Here is a 21,465-nt window from a genome sequence, read left to right as displayed (position 1 = left end):
CCGCCGCGGTCGGGCGCTGGTGCTGTCGGCACCGTGCGGTGCTGGTCACCGCGTGCGAGGTTGATGGCTCCGTGCGGCGCTGCAGGCCCGCACCGAGCGATCAACCTCGCACCGAATGCGCGTCGGACCGTGCCTACTCGGCCGCGACCCGGATCGAGCCGGTCGCGGTGCGCTCGATGACCTCGGCGGCGTGCTCCTCGACCTCGGCGGCGTCCTTCGACGACAGCTGCAGCACGAGGGCGACGACCGCGGCGAGCACGATGAAGCCGCCGTACCCTGCGATGACCGGGACGAGACCGACCGACGGCTCGAGCAGCCCGCCGAGGACCGAGGGCACCCCGAACGCCAGGTAGCTGACGACGTAGATCGTGGAGAGCAGTCCGGCGCGGTGGGTCGGGGCAGCGGTGGCGAGCAGCATCCGCAGCGGCGCCTGGAACCCGGCACCGAAGCCGACACCGGCGATCGCGCTGCCGACGACCATGCCCGGCAGGGAGTGTGCGAACACGAACGACACGGTGACGATCGGGCCGAGCACGAGGGCCACGAGTCCGAGCAGGACCGCGCGACGGGTGTCCATCCGCTGGATCGCCAGGCCGGTCAGCGCGCCGACGCCGGTGACCACGGCGATGAGCGCACCGGCGGCGAAGTGGTTCGTGATGCCGAACACCGCGCCGAGCGCCGAGGGGACGAGCGACAGGAACATGCCGCCGAGGGCCCAGCTGGCGACGAGTGAGCCGGCGACACCGCGGAACAGCCGGCGTGAGGACCGCGGCACGCTGATCGTCGGGCGCAGGGAGCGGAGTGCGCCGGGGCGACGCTGCACCTGCTCGGGGACGACGAACAGCGCGAGCACCAGGAGCACGAGGAGCGCGCCGAACAGCAGGTAGACGAGCTGCTCCGGTGCCGGACCCCACTGCACCAGCGCGCCGCTCGACATCGCACCGGTGGCCAGGGCGATCGGCGGGATGACGCCGTTCAGCACGCCGGCCATGGTCGGGTGGCGTTCGAGGGAGTTGTCGATGAGGGCCGCACCGAGGGCCCCGATGAGCAGCCCGACCGAGACACCCTGCACGATCCGGTCGACGATGAGCGCGACGACCCCGTCCGCCATCGCGAACAAGCCGAGCGACAGTGCGACGCCCAGGCCGCCGACGACCAGCACGGGCTTGCGGCCGACGTGGTCGGACAGGCGACCCGCGACGAGCAGGCTCGCGAGCAGGCCGGCGACGTAGATGGCGAAGACCCCCGTGAGCATGAGCGGGGTGAGGTGCCACTCGGCCGCGTAGACCGGGTAGATCGGCGACGGCACGGCCGACGACGCGACCGAGACCAGGAGCATCGCCGCCAGGATCCAGAACCCGGCGACCGAACGAGCTGACTGGTGCATGCGCACCCCTTTCCATCTCCGTGCAGTACGACTGCATTCGTACCGCACTCGAACAGTACGACGCAAGTCGTACAGCAAGCCGAACGGTGGTAGCGTCCCGTCCATGCCCGCGCACGTCGATGCTCCTGAACGGCTGCCGCAGCCGTCCGTGGCCGAGATGGACCTCCCGGTCGTGATGGACGCCCTGAGCGACCCGATCCGGCTCGCGATCCTGCACCGCTACCTGGTCGACGCGGCCGGGGGTGAGCGCAGCTGCGGCTGGGTCGGCATCGACCGGCCGAAGTCCACGTTGACCCACCACTTCCGGGTCCTGCGCGAGGCCGGTCTGCTCGAGCAGCACCTGGAGGGCCTGACCCGCGTCAGCCGCGTCCGCGTCGAGGACGTGCAGCAGCGGTTCCCCGGGCTCCTCGACCTGGTGCTCGACTGGCAGGTCCCCGCGGTCCTGCTGCGCGAGGGGATCGCCTCGTGAGCACCGGCGGGAGCACCGACGTGGACGCTGTGCACACGCTGCCGTCGATCGTCGCGGACCCCGCCGTCACAACGGCGCTCGCCGCGGACCTGACCGCAGCCGGCTTCACCGTCGAGGGGGTCGACGCCCTGTGGGGCGCCGAGGCCGCCGCATCGCTGCACCGCGGTTCGCGGGTCGCCGCGCTCCGCGCGCTCGCCGCCCGCGAGATCACGCCGCTCGGCACCCTGGCGACGCTGTTCGTGCTCGGCATGCCGGTGGCGCGGGCCGAGGCCGCCGCGGCGTTCCCGACCGCCGGGCTGGACGCCGTCGTCGCCGCGGGCCTGCTGCGTAGCGAAGGCGACAGTGCCGACGCGCTCGTGCACCCCACCGTCGACCTGCGCCCCTACGCCTTCGTCGACGACCTCGGCGCCGGCAGCTGGTGGATCGTCTCCGACCTCGGCGAGCTCGCCCTCGGGCACGCCATCAGCGAGGAGCACGTCCTCGGCATCGGCGGCGCCACCACGACGCTGAGCGGCCTGCAGGTGCCCGTACCGGTCGAGCGTGTGCTCGACCTCGGCACCGGGTGCGGCATCCAGGCCATGCACGCGCGGCGCTTCGCCGACCAGGTGGTCGCCACCGACATCTCACGCCGTGCACTCGACATCGCCCGGTTCAACGCCCAGCTGAACGGCATCGACGGCATCGACTTCCGGTTCGGCTCACTGTTCGAGCCGGTCGCGGGAGAGCGCTTCGACCGGATCGTCTCGAACCCGCCCTTCGTCATCACACCCCGTCGCGAGGGTGTCCCGTCCTACGAGTACCGCGACGGCGGCATGGTCGGCGACGCCCTGGTCGAGACGGTGCTCCGCGGCCTGTCCGACCACCTGGAGCCCGGCGGGACCGCCCAGCTCCTCGGCAACTGGGAGTACCACTGGGGCGTCGACGGCCTGGACCGCGTGCGCGCCTGGTTCGCCGACACCGACCTCGACGTGTGGGTGATCGAGCGCGAGCGGCAGGACCCGACGTCCTACGCGGAGACCTGGATCCGCGACGGCGGGACGAAGCCCGGCACGGCCGAGTTCGACACCCTGATGGGCGCCTGGCTCGACGACTTCGCGGACCGTCGCGTCACCGGCGTCGGCTTCGGCTACGTCGTGGTGCGTCGACCCCTGCCTGGAGGCCCGTCCGGCCTCCGCCGGTTCGAGCGGGTCCCCGAGACGCTCGGCTCCAACCCCGCGGGCCTCGGCGCGACGGTCGCCCGCGTCCTCGACGCGGCCGCCTGGCTCGCCGCGCACGACGACGCCGCGCTCGCCGCCGCCCACCTGTCGGTGGCCGGTGACGTCACCGAGGAGCGGTACTACTGGCCGGGCAACGACGATCCCACCGTGATGACCCTGGTGCAGGGCGGCGGGCTCGGGCGCCGGGTGGACGCGGACACCGCACTCGCGGCGTTCGTGGGCGCCTGCGACGGCGACCTGTCCGTCGCGGCGATCATCGGCGCGCTCGCGCAGATCACCGGCGTGGACGAGCAGGCACTCGCCGCCGACCTGTTGCCGGCGGCGCGCGACCTGGTGCTCGACGGGCTGCTCGTCCCCGCCGCCTGACGATCAGGCGCGGTGGTCGCGCCAGCTGTGCTCGGGCGTGTAGCCGAGGAGTTCGCGGGCCTTCTCCGACGACAGCAGCGAGCTGACGCCGTCGATGTCCGCACGGCGCTCGATGTCCGGTACGAAGCGCTCGACGAGCTCGATGGTCGGGGTGTCCATCACCGTGTCGGGGCTCGCGATGACGAACGCCTCGAACCCGGTGAGGTCGGCCTCGAGTGCCCGGCGGACAGCCTGGGCGCCGTCACGGGAGTCGATGTAGGACCACAGGTTGAACGTCTTCGCCTCGGGGGTGGCGTCCCACGGGAACGCCGGGTAGTCGGTCTCGTCCATCACGTTCGAGAAGCGCAGGCCGATCATCTTCAGTTCCGGGTCCCAGCGCGTGAAGTGGCGGGCCATCTCCTCTTCCACCGCCTTGCCGAGGGAGTACGACGACTGCGGGCGGACGGCGAACTCCTCGTCGACCGGCAGGTAGGGCGGGTGGTGCTCGCCCATCGGGATGCCGAGCAGGGTCTCGCTCGACGCCCACACGACGTTCTTGATCTTCGCGGCACGTGCGGCGTGGAAGACGTTGATCGACGAGGTCACGTTGTTCGTGATGAGGGCCACGTCGGGGACCTGCCCCGGGGCCGGCACCGCCGCGAGGTGCACCACGGCGTCCACGTGGTCGTACCGGTCGTCGATGCCGAGCAGGGCGTTCAGGACCTGGCCGTGGTCGGTCAGGTCGATCCGCACGAACGGGACTCGCTCGGGCTTGTCGGGCGAGGGGACACGGTCGAGCAGGACCACGTCGTACCCGTGCGCATCGAGGTCACGCACCACCGCTCGTCCGAGCTTGCCGCTGCCACCGGTCACCACTACACGCGTCATCGCGTCTCTCCACATCGTCGTCGGATCACGCCCTGGCGGGCATCGACCATCCTGCCCCGCCGCACCTGACGCGACCAGGCCCTGTCCGTACCCCACTGCGGAACCTGGTTCCGGACACGACACCACGGGATCGCGCGGTGTTGTGTCCGGAACCTGGTTCGGGCGGGGCGGGGGAGCCCGTCAGGCGGTGGGAGTGACCTGGGCGATCGCGAGGCGGGCGACGAGCTCGACGTGCTCGGCCATGTCGCGGGTGGGGTCGAAGAGCCACTGGATCTGCATGCCGTCGGATACCGCGAGCAGCACGCTGGTGAGTTCGTCGGGGTCGATGTCGGTGCGCAGCCGACCGTCCTGCTGCATGGTGCGGAAGTCGGCGGACAGGTCGCGACGGCTGCGTTCGTAGCGCTCGCGGAAGTACTCGTGCGCCGGGTGCTCGGCGTCGGTGGCGGCCGCGGCGGACAGGTTGACGAACATCTGCACCAGGCCGGGGACCTCGGCGTTGTGCCGCACGATCGCGGCGAGCAGGGCTGCCGGGTCCGCGGCCTGCCAGTCGTGCGCGAGGTCGAGCTCGTCGCGGCGGCGGAGGATCTCGACCCAGAGCTCGTCCTTGGAGTCGAAGTAGTGCAGCAGGCCGGCCTGGGTCAGCTCCACGGCGTCGGCGATGTCCTTGATGCTCGTCCGCCGGAAGCCCTGCGACGCCACGAGGTCCAGCGCGACCGTGAGGATCTCCTCGCGCTTCGCGATGCCCTTTGCGTACGAACCCCGTCGTGCCATGGCCAGACTGTACCGCCCGCAGGAGACCCGAGAAAACCAAGCAACGGTTGGTTTTCGGTGGTACGGTGCAGGAGCTGCCAGCGCGGGCGGCGAACCCGGTGGATGGTGGGTGTGGGCGACGAGGCCCCGGCCGTCCAGGCGGCGCCCCGCGGCCCTGAACGAGAGGACCGACCACCGTGACCACCGTGACCACCGTGAACGACGCGAGCACCGCCTCCAGTCCGTCGACGCCGCTGACCGAGCGCATCGATGCGCTCCTCGGCCAGCTGACCACCGACGAGAAGGTGCAGCTGCTCACCGGACGTGACTTCTGGACCACCTGGCCTATCGAGAAGATCGGGCTGCGCCGGATCCTGATGTCGGACGGACCTTCGGGCGTGCGCGGCGAGGTGTGGGACGAGCGCGACCCGTCCCTGAACCTGCCGTCGGCGACCGCGCTGAGTGCCTCGTGGGACCGCGCGATCGCGAAGCGCTACGGCGCCGCCGCCGCGGTGGAGGCCCGCCGCAAGGGCGTCGACGTCGTGCTCGGCCCGACCATCAACCTGCACCGGTCCCCGCTCGGTGGCCGGCACTTCGAAGCGTTCAGCGAGGACCCGGTGCTCACCGGCGACCTGGCCGCGTCGTACGTCGACGGCGTGCAGGAGAACGGTGTCGCCGCGACCCCGAAGCACTACATCGCGAACGACTACGAGACCGACCGCTTCACCGCGTCGACCGAGGTGTCGGACCGTGCGCTGCGCGAGCTGTACCTGCTGGCGTTCGAGAAGGCCGTGACCGAGGCGCACGCCTGGGCGATCATGTCGTCGTACAACGCGATCAACGGCGTGACGGCGTCGGAGAACGACCTGCTCGAGACCCCGCTCAACTCGGAGTGGGGCTTCGACGGCGTCGTCGTGTCCGACTGGACCGGGGTGCGTTCGGTGGACTCGGCGAAGGCGTCGCAGGACGTCGCGATGCCCGGGCCGAACCCGTGGTGGAGCGAGGGCCCGCTGCTCGCCGCCGTGCAGTCCGGCGAGGTGCCGATGGCGGCGATCGACCGCAAGGTCCGCCGGATCCTGACCCTGGCCGCCCGCGTCGGCGCGCTCGAGGGCTTCGAGCCCGTCGCCGCGTCGCCCGTGCACGTCGAGGACGGCATCGCGTTCGTGCGCGAGGCCGAGGCCGAGGGCACGGTCCTGGTCCGCAACTCCGGTGTCCTGCCGCTCGACGCCCCCGCCGTGTCACGCATCGCGGTGATCGGGCACAACGCCGACCAGGCCCGCACGCAGGGCGGTGGCTCGGCCACGGTCGTGCCGTCGCAGGTCGTGTCACCGCTGGACGGCATCCGTTCGGCGTTCCCCGGCGCGAGCGTGGACTACGCGATCGGCGCCGTCGTGCAGGAGGGCATCGCGGAGTTCCCGCTGTCCACCATCACGAACCCCGGCACCGGGGAGCCAGGCGCCCGGGTCGCCTTCGTCAAGGACGGCGAGGAGCTGTTCGTCGAGGACCGCCGCGCGACGGCACTGTTCTGGTTCGGCGGCGACGCCCCGACCCGCGAAGCCGACCGGCTCGACATCACCACCACCTACACGGCCGAGTCGACCGGGACCGTGCGGTTCGGCATCGGCGCGGCCGGCCGGTCACGCATGTGGATCGACGGCGAACTGCTGCTCGACGAGGACGTGCCGTTCGAGGGCGACCAGCTCGGTGCCGCGTTCCTCAACCCGCCGGCGCGGTCGGTGCCGGTCGAGGTGGCTGCGGGACAGCAGGTCGCGATCCGCATCGAGTACGACATCGTGCAGGACGAGACGCTCGGCGGGGTGCTGGCGTACCAGTTCGGCACCGAGCCGTCGGACGACGACCCCGCCGTGCTCATCGAGGCCGCGGTGGACGCCGCCCGTGGTGCGGACGTCGCCGTCGTCGTGGTCGGCACGAACTCCAAGGTCGAGTCCGAGGGCTACGACCGCTCCTCGTTGGCACTGCCCGGCCACCAGGACGACCTGGTGCGCGCGGTCGCTGCGGCGAACCCGAACACGGTCGTCGTCGTGAACGCCGGGTCGCCGGTCGAGATGCCCTGGCGGAACGACGTCGCCGCGGTGCTGCTGACCTGGTTCGGCGGGCAGGAGTACGGCAACGCGCTGGCCGACGTGCTGACGGGGGCACAGGAGCCCGGCGGCCGCCTGCCCACCACGTGGCCCGTCGCGATGGCCGACGTCCCGGTGCTCGACGTCACCCCGGTCGACGGGAAGGTCGCCTACGACGAGGGTGTCCACGTCGGTTACCGGGCCTGGCTCCGCGCCGGCACGGAGCCGGCGTACCCGTTCGGCCACGGCCTCGGCTACACCACGTGGTCGATCGAGGGCGTCTCCGCGACCCCGACCGTGCGCGAGGGCGACGCCGTCATCGTCACGGCGACCGTCGCGAACACGGGTGACCGCGCCGGCAAGCACGTCGTGCAGGTCTACGCGTCCCGTGCGGAGTCGGCGGTCGACCGCCCGGTGCGCTGGCTGGTCGGGTTCGCCCCGGTCCGGCTCGCTGCGGGCGCCTCGACGGAGGTCTCCATCGAGGTCCCGGCGCGAGCCTTCGCCCACTGGGACGGCTCGTGGCAGTACGAGTCGGGGACCTTCACGCTGCACGTCGGCGCCTCGGCCACCGACGACGCCGGAACCGCGTCCCTCGAACTGGAGTGACGAAGTCGTCCGGTTTCCGCGCAGCTCCCAACTCCATTCAGTAGCATCTATGTGCGCGAGTCGGCTGGTTACCGTCCGCGCACGCACCGACTACGGGGTCGCTGGGTGAGCGACTCGGTCTCCTGATCCGGCCGTTGTTGCCCTGGCCTCCCCGGTGCGTCCCAGAATGCGTCCCCGCGTCCGCGCGGGGACGCATTCGTCGTTCCGGCCCCGATGCGCAGGCGAACCGGCGCGGGAACCAGGTTTCGGACACAACACCACGGGATCGCGCGGTGCTGTGTCCGGAACCTGGTTCCGTGGCTCGTTCCGGCCCCGATGCGCACCTGCTCGGGCACTTCGGACAGATCCGGAAAAACGAGTGACACTTGGTCAACTTCATACGTCCCGGGTGCGCGGATCGGTGTGACAAACCGCTCGGTAGGTGGAACGATGGGTGCACCATCTCGTGCGGATCAGGGACGAGATGGTCATCCGGCCGGGCTCTCGGGCCTCACCAACTCGATCAGAGCCCCGCCGGATGCCCTTGACTCTCGGTGGTGGTGCGGCGGCGGGACCGCGGACGGTCAGGCCCGCACCGCCGGCCCTCAGCCCCGCAGCGCCGGGGCGATCTCCTCGGCCACGATGCGCAGGATCCGCTCGTGCGCCGCACGGTCGCCGTTCGCCGGCAGGGTGATGACGAGTTCGTCGGTGGCGATCACCGCCGGGTCGGCGAGCAGGGCGTCGACGATGGTCGCCGGTTCGCCGGACAGGACCTTGCTGAACCGGAACGGCGGGGTACCCGAGAGTGGCCGGCCCTCGTCGTCCATCCCGGAGGCGTACCCGGTCAGGAACTCCTCGTGCACGGCGCGGTCGTGGTCGTCGAGGAGCGGCACCACGATCCGGCCGACGGCGACCTTGGCCTCGCGCTGCGGGTGCAGCTCGGCGAACCGCTCGCGGTAGGCGGCGATCTGGTCGGCCTGCGCCTGCGCGAACGGGGCGCCGGTGTCCTCGGTGTTCAGGGTCGAGCAGTGCAGCAGGAGGCCCTTCTCGGCGGTGCGGATCGCCGTGCCCATGCTGCCGCCGCCCCACCACACGCGGTCGCGCAGGCCCGGGCTGAGCGGCTGCAGCGTCAGGTCGGCCCCGGCGGGGATGCTCTCGTAGCCCTTGCCGGCGCTGCCGAGGGGCTCACCCTGCAGCACCTCGAGCAGCCGTGCGGCGCGGGCCTCGGCCTCGTCGCGGAAGCTGCGGTCGACCGTGCCGAACACCGGGTCGAGGATCGGGCCGTACCCGGCGATGCCCGTGCTGATGCCGAGCTGCACCCGCCCACCGCTGAGCAGGTCGACGGTGCTGGCGTCCTCGGCCAGGCGCACCGGGTCCTCGTAGCGCATCCCGAGCACGGCGGTGCCGAACGCGATGGTGCTGGTGCGCTGCGCGGCGGCCGCGAAGAACGTCATCGGGCTCGTCAGGTACGGCTCGAAGTGCCGTCCGCGCACCCAGCCCGTCCCGTAGCCGAGCGACTCGGCGGTCTCGAACAGGTGCAGGCCGTCCTCCAGGGCGCCGGCGGCGCCGTCGGTGCCGCCGTGGTTCGGGACGAAGGAGAGGAAGCCGAGTTCGCGCATGTCGCGAGTCTATGCGGACGTATCGAAATGCGCCTGAGTCGGCGACGGGGCGGCACATGCGCACCTGGGAGGATGGGCGCATGACCGACGTCACCACCCTGCCCCCGCTCGTCGCCGCGATCCCGGCGGCGGTGGACGGCGTCGTCGACCCCGACGAGGTCTACGAGGCCTTCGCGGCCTGGGCCGCCGAGGGCGGCCGACCGCTGTACCCGGCGCAGGACGAAGCGGTCATCGAGCTCGTCTCCGGCGCGAACGTCGTGCTGAGCACGCCGACCGGCACCGGGAAGTCGCTCGTCGCGGCCGGCGCGCACTTCGCCGCGCTCGCCGAGGGTAAGCGGAGCTACTACACGGCACCGATCAAGGCGCTCGTGTCCGAGAAGTTCTTCCAGCTCGTGGAGCTGTTCGGTGCGCAGAACGTCGGCATGGTCACCGGTGACTCGAGCGTCAACGCCGACGCCCCGATCGTCTGCTGCACCGCCGAGATCCTGGCGAACCTCGCCCTGCGGCAGGGGCCGGACGCCGACGTGGACGTCGTCGTGATGGACGAGTTCCACTTCTACGGCGATCCCGACCGCGGCTGGGCGTGGCAGGTGCCGCTGCTCGTGCTCGAGCGTGCGCAGTTCCTGCTCATGTCGGCGACCCTCGGCGACGTCACCACCATCGCCGACGACCTGTCCCGCCGGACCGGTCGGCCCACCGCCCGCGTGACCGGTGTCTCGCGACCCGTGCCGCTCGAGTACCAGTACGTGATGACGCCCGTGCAGGAGACGGTCGAGCGGCTGCTCGAGGAGGGCAAGGCGCCGATCTACATCGTGCACTTCGCCCAGGCCGCCGCACTCGAACGGGCGCAGTCGCTGATGTCGGCGAAGGTCGCCTCGCGCGAACGCCGCGACCAGATCGCCGACGCCATCGCCGGCTTCCGCTTCAGCGCCGGGTTCGGACAGACCCTGTCGCGCCTGATCCGGGCCGGCATCGGCGTGCACCACGCCGGCATGCTGCCGAAGTACCGACGACTCGTCGAGCAGCTCGCCCAGCGCGGCCTGCTGCCCGTCATCTGCGGCACCGACACCCTGGGCGTCGGGATCAACGTGCCGATCCGGTCCGTGCTGTTCACCGGGCTGACGAAGTTCGACGGCACGAAGATGCGCCAGCTGTCCGCGCGGGAGTTCCACCAGATCGCCGGCCGCGCCGGACGTGCCGGCTACGACACCGAGGGTGACGTCGTCACCGAGGCACCCGAGCACGACATCGAGAACGCCCGCGCCGTCGCCAAGGCCGGCGACGACCCGAAGAAGAAGAACAAGATCAAGCGGAAGAAGGCGCCCGAGGGCTTCGTGTCCTGGGGCCAGGCGTCGTTCGAGCGGCTGATCGCCGCCGAGCCGGAGCCGATGGTGTCGCGCATGCGGATCACGCACGCGATGGTGCTGTCCGTCGTCGCCCGCGGAGGGGACGCCTTCGCGGACGTCCGGTCACTGGTCTACGACAACCACGAACCGCGCTCGCGACAGCTCGCGATGGCCCGGCGGGCACTCGTCATCGCCCGGACCCTCATCAACGCGCGGGTGATCGAGAAGGTCGACGGCGCCTACCGCCTGACCGTCGACATCGCGCCGAACTTCGCGCTCAACCAGCCGCTGTCGCCGTTCGCGCTCGCCGCGTTCGAGTTGCTCGACCCGGAGTCGCCCACCTACGCGCTGGACATGGTGTCGGTCGTCGAGGCCACGCTCGACGACCCGCGGGCGATCCTGTCGCAGCAGCAGTTCAAGGAGCGCGGCGAGGCCGTCGCCCGCATGAAGCAGGAGGGGATCGAGTACGAGGAGCGGATGGAGCTGCTCGAGGAGGTCACCTGGCCGAAGCCGCTCGACGAGCTGCTGACCGCCGCCTACGAGGCGTACGCCGCCGAACAGCCCTGGGTCCTCGACTTCCAGCTGTCCCCGAAGGCCGTCGTCCGTGACATGTACGAACGCGCGATGACCTTCGGTGACTTCGTGCGCTTCTACCAGCTCACCCGCTCCGAGGGGCTCGTGCTCCGCTACCTGTCCGACGCGTACCGGACCATGCGGCAGACCATCGCCGAGGAACAGCGGACCCAGGAGCTCGACGACCTGATCGAGTGGCTGGGCGAGGTCGTGCGGCAGACCGACTCCTCACTCGTCGACGAGTGGGAGGCGCTGCTCAACGGCGACGTCCTGCTGGCGTCCGAGGAGCACGAGGAGATCGCGCCGCCGCAGCCCGCACGGCTCACCGGCAACCCGCGGGCGTTCCGGGTGCTCGTGCGCAACGCCCTGTTCCAGCGGGTGCTGCTCGCCGCGGCCGACGACATCGACGGGCTCGGGGAACTCGACGCGACCGCGGGCTTCGACCGGTCGGCGTGGGACAACGTGCTCGAGGAGTACTACGAGGAGCACGACAGCATCGGCACCGATGCCGACGCGCGCTCGATGCAGTACCTGGTGCTCGACGAGAGCGGTGCCACCGCATCACCCCGGGTCTGGAAGGCGCGGCAGATCTTCGCCGACCCCGAGGGGGACAAGGACTTCGGGTTCTCGGCGACGATCGACCTGGACGCCTCGGACGAGGTCGGCGAGGCCGTCGTGCGGGTCACCGAGATCGGGCGGTTCGACGGGTGGGCCGAGGTGGACGTCGATTGATCGGCGCGAGCGTCGGCTCGGGGCGCTCCGGCGCTGGGGTTGTCAGACGTGTACCGTCTCCGGCACCACCCCCACCCGAGAGGACTGCGTCATGCGCATCGGATCCAGCATCGCCCTGATCGTCATCGGCGCGATCGTCGCCTTCGCGCTGAACATCCAGCTCGCCGGTATCGACCTCCGCCTGATCGGCTACATCCTGATGGCAGCCGGTGTCGTGCTGCTCATCATCAGCCTCGCCGTGGCCTTCGGCGGTCGCCGCACCACGACCACCACGCGCTCGGGCGTCGACCCGGCGTCGGGGGAGCAGATCACCCGCCAGGATCGGCGCGACGGGACCTACTGACCCGCGGGAAGGGTCAGAAGAGGGTCGCGGGCGGGGTCGCGTCGGGCAGCGCAGACGGCTCGGGGACCTCGGCCCCGGGCCAGCCGGGGCCGTGCGGCACGTCGGTGCCGTTCTGAAACGCGGTGGCGGCACCGCGGGCACGCACGTCGGCGGCCTCGTTCATCTCGTGACCGACGTGGCCGCGTACCCACTCGAACGTGACCTTGCGACCCTGCAGTTCCGCGTCGAGTTCCTTGATGATCTCGACGTTGAGGACCGGCTTGCCGTCGGCCTTCCGCCAGCCCTTGCGCTTCCAGCCGGCGAGCCACTCGGTGCAGGCCTTGATGGCGTACTGGCTGTCGCACAGGATGTGCAGCGGCTCGCCGGTGTCCTTCGTGGCGCGGAGCAGCTGCAGGACGGCGGTGAGCTCGCCGATGTTGTTCGTCGCACGGGGCCAGCCACCGGCCGCCCACCGGTCGTCGTCGACGTACCAGGCCCACCCGGCGGGGCCGGGGTTGCCGAGGGCTGAGCCGTCTGCGGCGGCGACGATCGTCACGATGGGACCTCCTGGTGGTGCCGAGTGCTGGTCAACCGTAACGGACCGGACCGGCCCCTCGTCTCAACGGCGAGCAGGGTCGATGTTCAGCTTGTTGCCTTCGAGCAGCCAGTCGTCGTCGAGAGGATCCAGGTACGGGTTCATCCACAGCAGCTGCGCCGGCGTGATCCCGAACCGCTCCGCGACGGTCGAGAGCTCGTCGCCGTGTGCGACCAGGTAGTTCGCCGGTCGGCCATCGGCCTTGGTGACGATGCCGTAGGCGCCTGGTCGGTCCTTGCCGACGGTGACCCGGAGGTCGGGGTAGGGGTTCGGGATCTTCCACGCGAGGTCAGCGGCGGCGAGCACCGACCCTGCCCACGGGCGCTTGGACGAGTCCTCTTCGGCCACTGTCGCCGGCACGAGGACGACACTGCGCAGGTAGTCGGGGCGTGGACCCGCCTGACCCATCGTGAACGAGGTCGGAGGAGCAACCGCGGCGTCCCACTCAACCGTCTCGCGCACCTCGCCGTCCGCACCGTCGAGCGGCTTCGCATGCCGGTGCCGGAACTCCAGACGCATGGGCTGCGGATTGGTCGTCCGGTACCCGGAGAGCTGGGCATCGAAGGTACCGCGGTCGTTCGCGACCACCCGGACGTGGATGCTGGTCTCACCGCTCGGCGAGACCACGTCGGTCTCCGCCGCCACGGTGCCGGTGGGCAGCGCCTGCTCGGGCTCGGTCTCGACCGGATCGGTGCCGCGCGTCGGGTCCGGCGCGGGTTCCGCCGTGCGCTCGGTCGCCTGTCGCGTCGGCGTCGGGATCGCGTCGTCGCCGCCGAACGCCGTGCACCCGGCGAGCAGCAGCCCCACCAGTGCCGAGCCGATCACCGCGGTCGTCGCGGTCCGTGTTCGTCCCATCGTTCCCCCTCGTCGGCAGCGTAGCGCGGGCCAGGGACGTCATCGAGTGCGGGGAGCGGACCGAGCCAGACTCGTTACACGGGGCCGAGGACTACCGTCCGCTGCAGGAGGAACCACCATGAGCGACAGCATCCCGAACGCCCCCGGCCCCGAGCCGTCCGACGACCGCGCACGCAACGACGCGCTCCGCGACGCCGCGCACAGCGACGACGTCGACGGGGTCAGCGGACGCGAGCAGCGAGCAGCGGACACGTCGTACAGCCCGTCGAGTGAGCGCGAGATGGACGCGTCCCAGACGAAGCAGCGCGACGACGCCGACCTGCGTGCGGACGGCATCGACCCGTCCAAGGTCATCGCGGCCCCCGGGACGGGCGGCGCGGACGACGTTGGCGACGTCGAGCCCGAACCGGGTGACCTGCACCTGCCGTGGCAGTCCGAGGAGGACCGCCGGGGCTAGCTCGACGCCCGGTCGAGTTCGCGCACGAGGGCCTCGCCATCGGTGACGTCCCAGAACGCCATCGGCTGTGGCCCGAAGAAGCCGTCGAGACCGGTGTTCGCGTAGATCTTCGCGTTTGTTCCCCACCCGAGGAGCATCGATCCCGGTCCGCCTCCCGTCGCGTCCCACTCGACGTTGCAGTGCTGTCGGTCGCCGGTCCAGCTCACAGTGCGGTCAGTGCGGCCGATCGGGACCTCCCGCGTGGCGCGAGGGGTGATCACGAGGGCCCGGCGATCGGTCACGGCGTAGACGGTCGTCCGCTTGCGGTACCGCTTCACGAGGAACCGTCCGACGAGCAGGTGCAGGCCCATCAGTGTGAACAGCGACCCGACGACCAAGAAGAAGGGCGGCGCCCCGCTGGTCACGGCCGAGACGGTCCAGAACGCCACGAATCCGCACCAGAGCAGCGAAAACGGGATGAGGAAGCCGTCGCGGCCCGAGAGGAGCCTGGCCGGGTCGCTCGTGCCGACCCAGTACAGGTGCTCGTCGGGGCGCAGGTGTTCACGGGCGGTCTGTTGAGGATCGATCACCCCTCGACAGTACGGCCCGTCACTTGCTGTGGCTGAACAGTGCGTACCCCGCCCGGCTACGACACCGAGTCCGGGTGGGAGCCCGTCCGCTGCCCGGACTCGAGCGTCGCGATCGCCGCGAGCTCGTCGTCGGTCAGCTCGAAGCCGTCGACGTCGAGGTTCGAGCGGATCCGCGACGGCGTGACCGACTTCGGCAGCACCACCACGCCCTGCTGCACGTTCCACCGCACGAGCACCTGCGCCACACTCACGCCGTGCGCGTCCGCGATACCGGTCAGCACCGGCTCGTCGATCAGGCGCCCACGACCGAGCGGCGACCACGCCCCGGTCACGATGTCGTGCTGCTCGTGGAACGCGATGAGTTCGCGCTGCGGCAGCCACGGGTGCCGTTCGACCTGGTTCAGCGCCGGTACCTCGCCGGTCTCGTCGATGAGCCGCTGCAGGTGCGGCACCTGGAAATTCGAGACACCGATGCTCCGCGCCCGCCCTGACTCACGCAGTTCCACCAGAGCGCGCCAGGTCTCGACGTAGCGGTCGTTCGCGGCGGCCGGCCAGTGGATCAGGTAGAGGTCGACGGCGTCGAGCCCCAGCCGCTCGAGGCTGCCGTCGAACGCCCGCAGGGTCGCGTCGCGCCCCTGGTGGTCGTTCCACACCTTGGTCGTCACGAAGACGTCGTCACGGTCCAGCCCGGAGGCCTGGATCGCCTTGCCGACGCCGGTCTCGTTGCCGTACATCTCGGCGGTGTCGACGTGCCGGTAGCCGGCGTCCAGCGCGAGGCCGACCGCCGTCTCTGCTTTGGCATCATCGACCTTGTAGACGCCGAAGCCGATCGCGGGGATCGAGCGGCCGTCGCGCAGGGGAACTGAGGTGACCATGCACCCATCCTGCCGGTGCCTGGCGGGCGTGCGCCGGGCCTCCAGGCCATCTGTGGAGAACGCGACCCGTATGCCGGGCGCACGTTCCTTCCCATAGCGGCCGCGATGGCGAGTGGAAACGGGCGTACCTGGTCAGAACTCCCGACCAGGTACGCCCGATTCAACCAGGTACGCCCGAAACCGCCCGCCGCCCGACTCCCGCCGCCGCCGCGCGCCCGCTCAGGTCGGCAGGTGCACCGGCTCGGTGTCGGGGAGGGGGCTGGCGTCACGGCCGCGCAGGTCGGGCAGCCAGCTCCGCATCGCCAGGGGGAGCAGCACGCCCAGGCCGGCCATCACGGCGCCGACGGTGAAGCCGCCGACGGGGCCGCTGCCGTCGATCAGGAAGCCGGCGATCGCCGAACCGCCGGCAGCACCGATCAGTTGGCCGGTGCCCATCCAGCCGTAGGCCTCGGCGGTGTCGGAGAACTTGACGGTGGCGGAGACCGAACCGAACATCACCGCGAGGGCCGGTGCGATGCCCACACCCGCGATGACCAGGGCGAGGCAGAGCCACCAGAAGCCCGTGCCGCCGAGGGCCAGGGTGAGGCCGACGAAGACGACGGCCATGCGCGTCCACAGGGTGTTGCGGGAGATCGGGCGGTGGCCGAACGCCAGGCCGCCGACGAGCGAACCGACCGCGAACACCGCGAGGACGATGCCGGCGTTCGGGCTGCCCTCACCGAAGACGCTGGTGACGCTCGCCTCGACCGCGGCGCACGCCCCGATCAGGAGCAGACCGGTCAGGGTGGCGACGACGACCGCGGGGCGCTTCAGCACGACACCGAACGCGCGCTTCGAACGGGGGATGCGGACTCGTCCGAGCTCGGGGGAGGCGATGAACCACGCGCCGCCGACGACCAGGAAGACCATCGCGACGACGATCGCCTCGACCGTGCCGACCTGGGTGGCGACGAAGGTGGTGATGACCGGGCCGGCGACCCAGATGAGCTCCTGCGCGCTGGCGTCGAGGGAGAAGAGGGGTGTGAGCTGCGCCGACGTCACCATCTTCGGGTAGATGGTGCGCACCGCCGGCTGCACGGGCGGGACCGCCAGGCCGCCGAGGAACCCGACCACCACGTAGCCCCAGAGCGGCATGACCACGAACGCGATGACCACCATGCTGATCAGCGCGACGATGCTCGTCAGGATGAGGACGGGGCGCATGCCCCAGCTGCCCATCCACCGGCTCGTCAGGGGGCCGGCCAGCGCCTGCCCGATGCTCGTCGTCGCGAGCACCAGACCGGCCGCGCCGTAGGAGTCGAACACGTGCTCGACGTGCAGCAGGTAGGCCAGCGACAGCATGCCGAACGGGAACCGTGCGGTGAGCTGTGCGGCGATGACACGACCCACGCCAGGGGTCTTCAGGAGGGGCCCGTACGTACTCACGAGACGAGTGTACGGACCGGCCGGACGGGGGTGTCCCCCGTCCTGGGGAGGGGCGGTTCGCGACACGCCGACGCGTTGATTCCACACATGTGGATCGGGACTGTCCACCGGTGTGGGGAAGTGTCGGTGGTCGGCCGCAGACTGGCGGAAACTCGGGCCTCCCGGGAATCCACAGACTGTGGAGGACGTTGTGGAGAACTACATGGCTGTAACACTTCCTCTAGTGGTCGGTGCTGCGGCTAGCCACTAGATGTAGTGTGGAGGCATCGCAGCGGCCCCTCCCGGACACGACTGCGGACAGACATCAGCACAACCTCCACAGCACAGCAGAAACCAGTAGGAACCAGGGGAGAACATGGCCGTCACCGTCTACACCAAGCCGTCCTGCGTCCAGTGCACCGCGACGTACCGGGCCCTCGACAACAAGGGCATCGAGTACGAAGTGCACGACGTCTCCACGGACGAAGCAGCGCTCGAGCACGTCAAGAGCCTGGGCTACATGCAGGCCCCCGTCGTCGTCACGGACGACGACCACTGGTCGGGCTTCCGCCCCGACAAGATCGCGACCCTCAGCGCCGAACTGGCGTAGTCGTTCTGCGGGCCCCGAAGGGGCCCGCAGGCAGGGCATCTCGGGAGGCGCGACTCGCCTCTCCTGGCCCGTCCGGTCCGCCTGTTCCGCACCTTCTCCAGAGGAGCGCACCATGAGCCGATTGGTCTACTTCTCGAGCGTGTCCGGGTACACCGCGCGCTTCGTCGAGAAGCTCGGCCGCGACGCGGACCGGATCCCGCTCTACCCGAGCGAACCGTTCCTGCACGTCGACGAGCCCTACGTCCTTGTCCTGCCCACCTACGGTGGCGGCAACGGCGAGGGTGCAGTCCCCAAGCAGGTCATCAAGTTCCTCAACGACGCCCACAACCGCTCGCTCATCCGCGGCGTGGTGGTGGGTGGCAACACGAACTTCGGCGAGGCGTACGGCCTCGCAGGGGACGTCATCGCGCAGAAGTGCAACGTCCCCCTTCTCTACAGATTCGAACTCTTCGGGACCCCTGACGACGTGTCGGCGGTCAACTCAGGATTGGATGCATTTTGGACGCAGCAGTTGCAGACGTCGATCTGACGTCGCCGCAGACGGGGATGGACTACCACTCCCTCAACGCGATGCTCAACCTCTACGACGCGGACGGGAACATCCAGTTCGACAAGGATCGTGAGGCCGCCAAGCAGTTCTTCCTGCAGCACGTCAACCAGAACACCGTCTTCTTCCACAACCTGAAGGAGCGGCTCGACTACCTGGTCGAGAACGAGTACTACGAAAAAGCCACGATCGACATGTACTCGCTGGACTTCATCCAGCGACTCAACGACCTGGCGTACTCGAAGAAGTTCCGGTTCCAGACGTTCCTCGGTGCGTTCAAGTACTACACGAGCTACACGCTCAAGACGTTCGACGGCAAGCGGTACCTGGAGCGCTTCGAGGACCGCGTCGTCATGACCGCCCTTGGCCTGGCCCAGGGCAATGAGCAGCTCGCCATCGACCTGGTCGAAGAGATCGTCGCCGGCCGCTTCCAGCCCGCGACCCCCACGTTCCTCAACACGGCGAAGGCACAGCGCGGCGAGCTCGTCTCCTGCTTCCTGCTCCGCATCGAGGACAACATGGAGTCGATCTCGCGCGGCATCAACTCCTCGCTGCAGCTCTCGAAGCGCGGCGGCGGCGTGGCCCTGCTCCTCTCCAACATCCGCGAGGCCGGCGCCCCGATCAAGCAGATCGAGAACCAGTCCTCGGGCATCATCCCCGTGATGAAGCTGCTGGAAGACTCCTTCTCCTACGCGAACCAGCTCGGTGCGCGTCAGGGTGCCGGCGCGGTCTACCTCAGCGCCCACCACCCGGACATCATGAAGTTCCTCGACACCAAGCGCGAGAACGCCGACGAGAAGATCCGCATCAAGACGCTGTCCCTCGGCGTCGTCGTGCCGGACATCACGTTCGAGCTCGCGAAGAACAACGAGGACATGTACCTGTTCTCGCCGTACGACGTCGAGAAGGTCTACGGCGTCCCCTTCGGTGACGTCCCGATCTCCGAGAACTACCGCGCGATGGTCGACGACTCGCGCATCAAGAAGACGAAGATCAAGGCGCGTGACTTCTTCACGACCATCGCCGAGATCCAGTTCGAGTCGGGCTACCCGTACATCGTGTTCGAGGACACGGTGAACAAGGCCAACCCGATCAAGGGTCGGATCAACATGTCCAACCTGTGCTCGGAGATCCTGCAGGTCAACACCCCGACGACCTTCAACGAGGACCTGTCCTACAAGGAGATCGGCAAGGACATCTCCTGCAACCTCGGCTCGCTGAACATCGCGCTGACGATGGACTCGCCGGACTTCGGCAAGACCATCGAGACCGCCATCCGCGGCCTGACCTCGGTCTCGCAGATGTCGCACATCACCTCGGTGCGTTCCGTCGAGGACGGCAACGACAAGTCGCACGCCATCGGCCTCGGCCAGATGAACCTGCACGGCTACCTCGCTCGTGAGCGCGTCTACTACGGCTCCGAAGAGGGCATCGACTTCACGAACATCTACTTCTACACGGTGCTGTTCCACGCCCTTCGTGCGTCGAACAAGATCGCGATCGAGACCGGCGAGACCTTCGACGGCTTCCGCGACTCGAAGTACGCGTCGGGTGAGTTCTTCGACAAGTACACCGACCAGACGTGGACCCCCGCGACCGCTCGTGTTGCCTCGCTGTTCGACAACGCGAACATCACGATCCCGACGCAGGACGACTGGAAGGCGCTGAAGGCGTCCGTCCAGGAGCACGGCATCTACAACCAGAACCTGCAGGCCGTCCCGCCGACCGGTTCGATCTCGTACATCAACCACTCGACGTCGTCGATCCACCCGATCGCGTCGAAGATCGAGATCCGCAAGGAAGGCAAGCTCGGCCGCGTCTACTACCCGGCGCCGTTCATGACGAACGACAACCTGGACTACTACCAGGACGCGTACGAGATCGGTGCCGAGAAGATCATCGACACGTACGCCGCGGCGACGCAGCACGTGGACCAGGGTCTGTCCCTGACGCTGTTCTTCAAGGACACCGCCACCACGCGTGACATCAACAAGGCGCAGATCTACGCATGGCGCAAGGGCATCAAGACGATCTACTACATCCGTCTCCGCCAGCTCGCGCTGGAGGGCACGGAGGTCGAGGGCTGCGTCAGCTGCATGCTGTAGAGCTGCCGCTCTGCTCCCTGGAGGCGCGGTGCCAACCCGCACCGCGCCTCCAGTCCGTCACTTAGTCACCATCTCTGTAAGGAACACACGTTGGTCGAGAAGCTGAAGCTCATTGATCGGGTCCAGGCCATCAACTGGAACCGCATCCAGGACGACAAGGACGTCGAGGTCTGGAACCGTCTCGTCAACAACTTCTGGCTGCCCGAGAAGGTGCCGCTGTCGAACGACGTGCAGTCGTGGAACACGCTGACGCCGGCCGAGCAGACCCTGACCATGCGTGTGTTCACCGGTCTCACCCTGCTCGACACCATCCAGGGCACCGTCGGCGCCGTTTCACTCATCCCCGACGCGATCACCCCGCACGAGGAAGCCGTCTACACGAACATCGCGTTCATGGAGTCGGTGCACGCCAAGTCCTACTCGTCGATCTTCTCGACCCTCGCGTCGACGCGTGAGATCGACGAAGCCTTCCGCTGGTCCGAGGAGAACCCGAACCTGCAGAAGAAGGCGTCCATCGTGATGGACTACTACCAGGGCGACAACCCGCTGAAGCGCAAGGTCGCCTCGACGCTGCTCGAGTCGTTCCTGTTCTACTCGGGCTTCTACCTGCCGATGCACTGGTCGTCGCGCGCCAAGCTCACGAACACCGCCGACCTGATCCGCCTGATCATCCGTGACGAAGCCGTCCACGGGTACTACATCGGCTACAAGTACCAGAAGGGCCTCGAGACCCTCACGCAGGCCGAGCGCGACGAGCTCAAGGACTACACGTTCTCGCTGCTGTTCGAGATGTACGAGAACGAGGTGCAGTACACGCAGGACCTCTACGACGAGGTCGGTCTGACCGAGGACGTCAAGAAGTTCCTGCACTACAACGCCAACAAGGCGCTGATGAACCTGGGCTACGAGCCGATGTTCCCGAAGAACATCACCGACGTGAACCCGGCCATCCTCTCCGCCCTGTCGCCGAACGCGGACGAGAACCACGACTTCTTCTCGGGGTCCGGGTCGTCGTACGTCATCGGCAAGGCCGTGAACACTGAGGACGAGGACTGGGACTTCTGATCCTGGTCTGACTCCTGGGGACGCCCCGCTGGCTTCGGCCGGCGGGGCGTTCTCAGCTGACGGGCACCG

The 21,465-nt window shown here is 69.4% G+C and carries 19 protein-coding genes; 10 read left to right on the top strand and 9 right to left on the bottom strand.

Annotation, left to right across the window (positions count from 1 at the left end; all coding sequences use genetic code 11):
- Nucleotides 1-133: 133 nt before the first annotated feature.
- Nucleotides 134-1,387, bottom strand: coding sequence for an MFS transporter (locus tag DEJ20_RS15430; RefSeq protein ID WP_111235975.1), 1,254 nt, complete (start codon nucleotides 1,385-1,387; stop codon nucleotides 134-136).
- 103 nt (nucleotides 1,388-1,490) lie between these two features.
- Between DEJ20_RS15430 and DEJ20_RS15425 the strand changes: the two genes are divergently transcribed.
- On the top strand, nucleotides 1,491-1,856 hold the full coding sequence (locus DEJ20_RS15425) for an ArsR/SmtB family transcription factor (protein ID WP_111224270.1): 366 nt from the start codon (nucleotides 1,491-1,493) through the stop codon (nucleotides 1,854-1,856).
- Nucleotides 1,853-3,439: a DUF7059 domain-containing protein gene (locus tag DEJ20_RS15420; RefSeq protein ID WP_258377210.1), complete on the top strand. Its 1,587-nt coding sequence runs from the start codon at nucleotides 1,853-1,855 to the stop codon at nucleotides 3,437-3,439. Before DEJ20_RS15425 ends, DEJ20_RS15420 begins: the two co-directional genes overlap by 4 nt.
- A 3-nt stretch (nucleotides 3,440-3,442) precedes the next feature.
- Here DEJ20_RS15420 and DEJ20_RS15415 read toward each other — a convergent pair whose 3' ends face one another.
- Nucleotides 3,443-4,306, bottom strand: a complete 864-nt coding sequence (locus tag DEJ20_RS15415) for an NAD-dependent epimerase/dehydratase family protein (protein WP_071245140.1) — start codon at nucleotides 4,304-4,306, stop codon at nucleotides 3,443-3,445.
- Nucleotides 4,307-4,486: 180 nt separating this feature from the next.
- The gene (locus tag DEJ20_RS15410) at nucleotides 4,487-5,077 is read right to left on the bottom strand and encodes a TetR/AcrR family transcriptional regulator (protein WP_084741272.1); all 591 of its coding nucleotides are present in this window, start codon (nucleotides 5,075-5,077) and stop codon (nucleotides 4,487-4,489) included.
- Nucleotides 5,078-5,262: 185 nt separating this feature from the next.
- On the opposite strand from DEJ20_RS15410, the gene DEJ20_RS15405 reads away from it, so the two are divergent.
- A complete protein-coding gene (locus DEJ20_RS15405; protein WP_111236044.1) occupies nucleotides 5,263-7,743 on the top strand; it encodes a beta-glucosidase H in 2,481 nt (826 codons plus the stop codon).
- Nucleotides 7,744-8,327: 584 nt separating this feature from the next.
- Here DEJ20_RS15405 and DEJ20_RS15400 read toward each other — a convergent pair.
- Nucleotides 8,328-9,341 carry an LLM class flavin-dependent oxidoreductase gene (locus DEJ20_RS15400; RefSeq protein ID WP_111235976.1) on the bottom strand — a complete coding sequence of 338 codons (1,014 nt, stop codon included), beginning with the start codon at nucleotides 9,339-9,341 and terminating at the stop codon, nucleotides 8,328-8,330.
- A gap of 80 nt (nucleotides 9,342-9,421) precedes the next feature.
- Here DEJ20_RS15400 and DEJ20_RS15395 point away from each other — a divergent pair, with 80 nt between their 5' ends.
- Together DEJ20_RS15395 and DEJ20_RS15390 are read left to right on the top strand one after the other, a co-directional pair.
- A complete protein-coding gene (locus DEJ20_RS15395) occupies nucleotides 9,422-11,992 on the top strand; it encodes a DEAD/DEAH box helicase (RefSeq protein WP_111235977.1) in 2,571 nt (856 codons plus the stop codon).
- A 91-nt stretch (nucleotides 11,993-12,083) separates the two neighbouring features.
- On the top strand, nucleotides 12,084-12,335 hold the full coding sequence (locus tag DEJ20_RS15390; protein WP_027465939.1) for a DUF6458 family protein: 252 nt from the start codon (nucleotides 12,084-12,086) through the stop codon (nucleotides 12,333-12,335).
- Nucleotides 12,336-12,348: 13 nt separating this feature from the next.
- On the opposite strand, the gene DEJ20_RS15385 is transcribed toward DEJ20_RS15390, so the two are convergent.
- Together DEJ20_RS15385 and DEJ20_RS15380 are read right to left on the bottom strand one after the other, a co-directional pair.
- Nucleotides 12,349-12,870, bottom strand: coding sequence for a ribonuclease H family protein (locus DEJ20_RS15385; RefSeq protein ID WP_027465941.1), 522 nt, complete (start codon nucleotides 12,868-12,870; stop codon nucleotides 12,349-12,351).
- Nucleotides 12,871-12,933: 63 nt separating this feature from the next.
- The gene (locus DEJ20_RS15380; protein ID WP_146245459.1) at nucleotides 12,934-13,764 is read right to left on the bottom strand and encodes a LysM peptidoglycan-binding domain-containing protein; all 831 of its coding nucleotides are present in this window, start codon (nucleotides 13,762-13,764) and stop codon (nucleotides 12,934-12,936) included.
- 118 nt (nucleotides 13,765-13,882) lie between these two features.
- On the opposite strand from DEJ20_RS15380, the gene DEJ20_RS15375 reads away from it, so the two are divergent.
- Complete coding sequence (locus tag DEJ20_RS15375; RefSeq protein ID WP_111235979.1) at nucleotides 13,883-14,221, top strand: hypothetical protein; 339 nt, start codon at nucleotides 13,883-13,885, stop codon at nucleotides 14,219-14,221.
- On the opposite strand, the gene DEJ20_RS15370 is transcribed toward DEJ20_RS15375, so the two are convergent.
- The 3 genes from DEJ20_RS15370 to DEJ20_RS15360 all read right to left on the bottom strand — a co-directional run bounded on the left by DEJ20_RS15370 (nucleotide 14,218) and on the right by DEJ20_RS15360 (nucleotide 17,090).
- On the bottom strand, nucleotides 14,218-14,790 hold the full coding sequence (locus tag DEJ20_RS15370) for a hypothetical protein (protein ID WP_111235980.1): 573 nt from the start codon (nucleotides 14,788-14,790) through the stop codon (nucleotides 14,218-14,220). The genes DEJ20_RS15375 and DEJ20_RS15370 overlap by 4 nt on opposite strands.
- 56 nt (nucleotides 14,791-14,846) lie before the next feature.
- Entirely contained in the window at nucleotides 14,847-15,665 is an 819-nt protein-coding gene (locus DEJ20_RS15365) for an aldo/keto reductase (protein ID WP_111235981.1), read from the bottom strand.
- A gap of 219 nt (nucleotides 15,666-15,884) precedes the next feature.
- Nucleotides 15,885-17,090, bottom strand: coding sequence for an MFS transporter (locus DEJ20_RS15360; protein ID WP_111224260.1), 1,206 nt, complete (start codon nucleotides 17,088-17,090; stop codon nucleotides 15,885-15,887).
- Between the two features lie 355 nt (nucleotides 17,091-17,445).
- Between DEJ20_RS15360 and nrdH the strand changes: the two genes are divergently transcribed.
- The 4 genes from nrdH to nrdF all read left to right on the top strand — a co-directional run bounded on the left by nrdH (nucleotide 17,446) and on the right by nrdF (nucleotide 21,396).
- Nucleotides 17,446-17,679 carry a glutaredoxin-like protein NrdH gene (nrdH, locus tag DEJ20_RS15355; RefSeq protein ID WP_017886897.1) on the top strand — a complete coding sequence of 78 codons (234 nt, stop codon included), beginning with the start codon at nucleotides 17,446-17,448 and terminating at the stop codon, nucleotides 17,677-17,679.
- Nucleotides 17,680-17,791: 112 nt separating this feature from the next.
- A complete protein-coding gene (gene nrdI, locus DEJ20_RS15350) occupies nucleotides 17,792-18,208 on the top strand; it encodes a class Ib ribonucleoside-diphosphate reductase assembly flavoprotein NrdI (protein ID WP_027465945.1) in 417 nt (138 codons plus the stop codon).
- A 17-nt stretch (nucleotides 18,209-18,225) separates the two neighbouring features.
- The gene (gene nrdE, locus DEJ20_RS15345) at nucleotides 18,226-20,331 is read left to right on the top strand and encodes a class 1b ribonucleoside-diphosphate reductase subunit alpha (RefSeq protein WP_110864196.1); all 2,106 of its coding nucleotides are present in this window, start codon (nucleotides 18,226-18,228) and stop codon (nucleotides 20,329-20,331) included.
- 90 nt (nucleotides 20,332-20,421) lie between these two features.
- Entirely contained in the window at nucleotides 20,422-21,396 is a 975-nt protein-coding gene (gene nrdF / locus DEJ20_RS15340; protein ID WP_017886894.1) for a class 1b ribonucleoside-diphosphate reductase subunit beta, read from the top strand.
- The last annotated feature ends 69 nt before the right edge of the window (nucleotides 21,397-21,465 follow it).

This window comes from Curtobacterium sp. MCSS17_005 (assembly GCF_003234225.2).
In the GTDB taxonomy this organism is placed as follows: domain Bacteria; phylum Actinomycetota; class Actinomycetes; order Actinomycetales; family Microbacteriaceae; genus Curtobacterium; species Curtobacterium flaccumfaciens.
The sequence above is the reverse complement of the archived record's forward strand: the minus strand, read 5'-3'. Positions and strand labels throughout refer to the sequence as shown.

Coding starts and splice junctions, on each gene's coding strand:
- DEJ20_RS15400 (WP_111235976.1), bottom strand. CDS start 9,341: ATGCGCGAACTCGGCTTCCTCTCCTTCGTCCCGAACCACGGCGGCACC.
- DEJ20_RS15415 (WP_071245140.1), bottom strand. CDS start 4,306: ATGACGCGTGTAGTGGTGACCGGTGGCAGCGGCAAGCTCGGACGAGCG.
- nrdH (WP_017886897.1), top strand. CDS start 17,446: ATGGCCGTCACCGTCTACACCAAGCCGTCCTGCGTCCAGTGCACCGCG.
- nrdE (WP_110864196.1), top strand. CDS start 18,226: ATGGACTACCACTCCCTCAACGCGATGCTCAACCTCTACGACGCGGAC.
- DEJ20_RS15380 (WP_146245459.1), bottom strand. CDS start 13,764: ATGGGACGAACACGGACCGCGACGACCGCGGTGATCGGCTCGGCACTG.
- DEJ20_RS15395 (WP_111235977.1), top strand. CDS start 9,422: ATGACCGACGTCACCACCCTGCCCCCGCTCGTCGCCGCGATCCCGGCG.
- DEJ20_RS15365 (WP_111235981.1), bottom strand. CDS start 15,665: ATGGTCACCTCAGTTCCCCTGCGCGACGGCCGCTCGATCCCCGCGATC.
- DEJ20_RS15430 (WP_111235975.1), bottom strand. CDS start 1,387: ATGCACCAGTCAGCTCGTTCGGTCGCCGGGTTCTGGATCCTGGCGGCG.
- DEJ20_RS15390 (WP_027465939.1), top strand. CDS start 12,084: ATGCGCATCGGATCCAGCATCGCCCTGATCGTCATCGGCGCGATCGTC.
- DEJ20_RS15375 (WP_111235979.1), top strand. CDS start 13,883: ATGAGCGACAGCATCCCGAACGCCCCCGGCCCCGAGCCGTCCGACGAC.
- nrdI (WP_027465945.1), top strand. CDS start 17,792: ATGAGCCGATTGGTCTACTTCTCGAGCGTGTCCGGGTACACCGCGCGC.
- DEJ20_RS15425 (WP_111224270.1), top strand. CDS start 1,491: ATGCCCGCGCACGTCGATGCTCCTGAACGGCTGCCGCAGCCGTCCGTG.
- DEJ20_RS15410 (WP_084741272.1), bottom strand. CDS start 5,077: ATGGCACGACGGGGTTCGTACGCAAAGGGCATCGCGAAGCGCGAGGAG.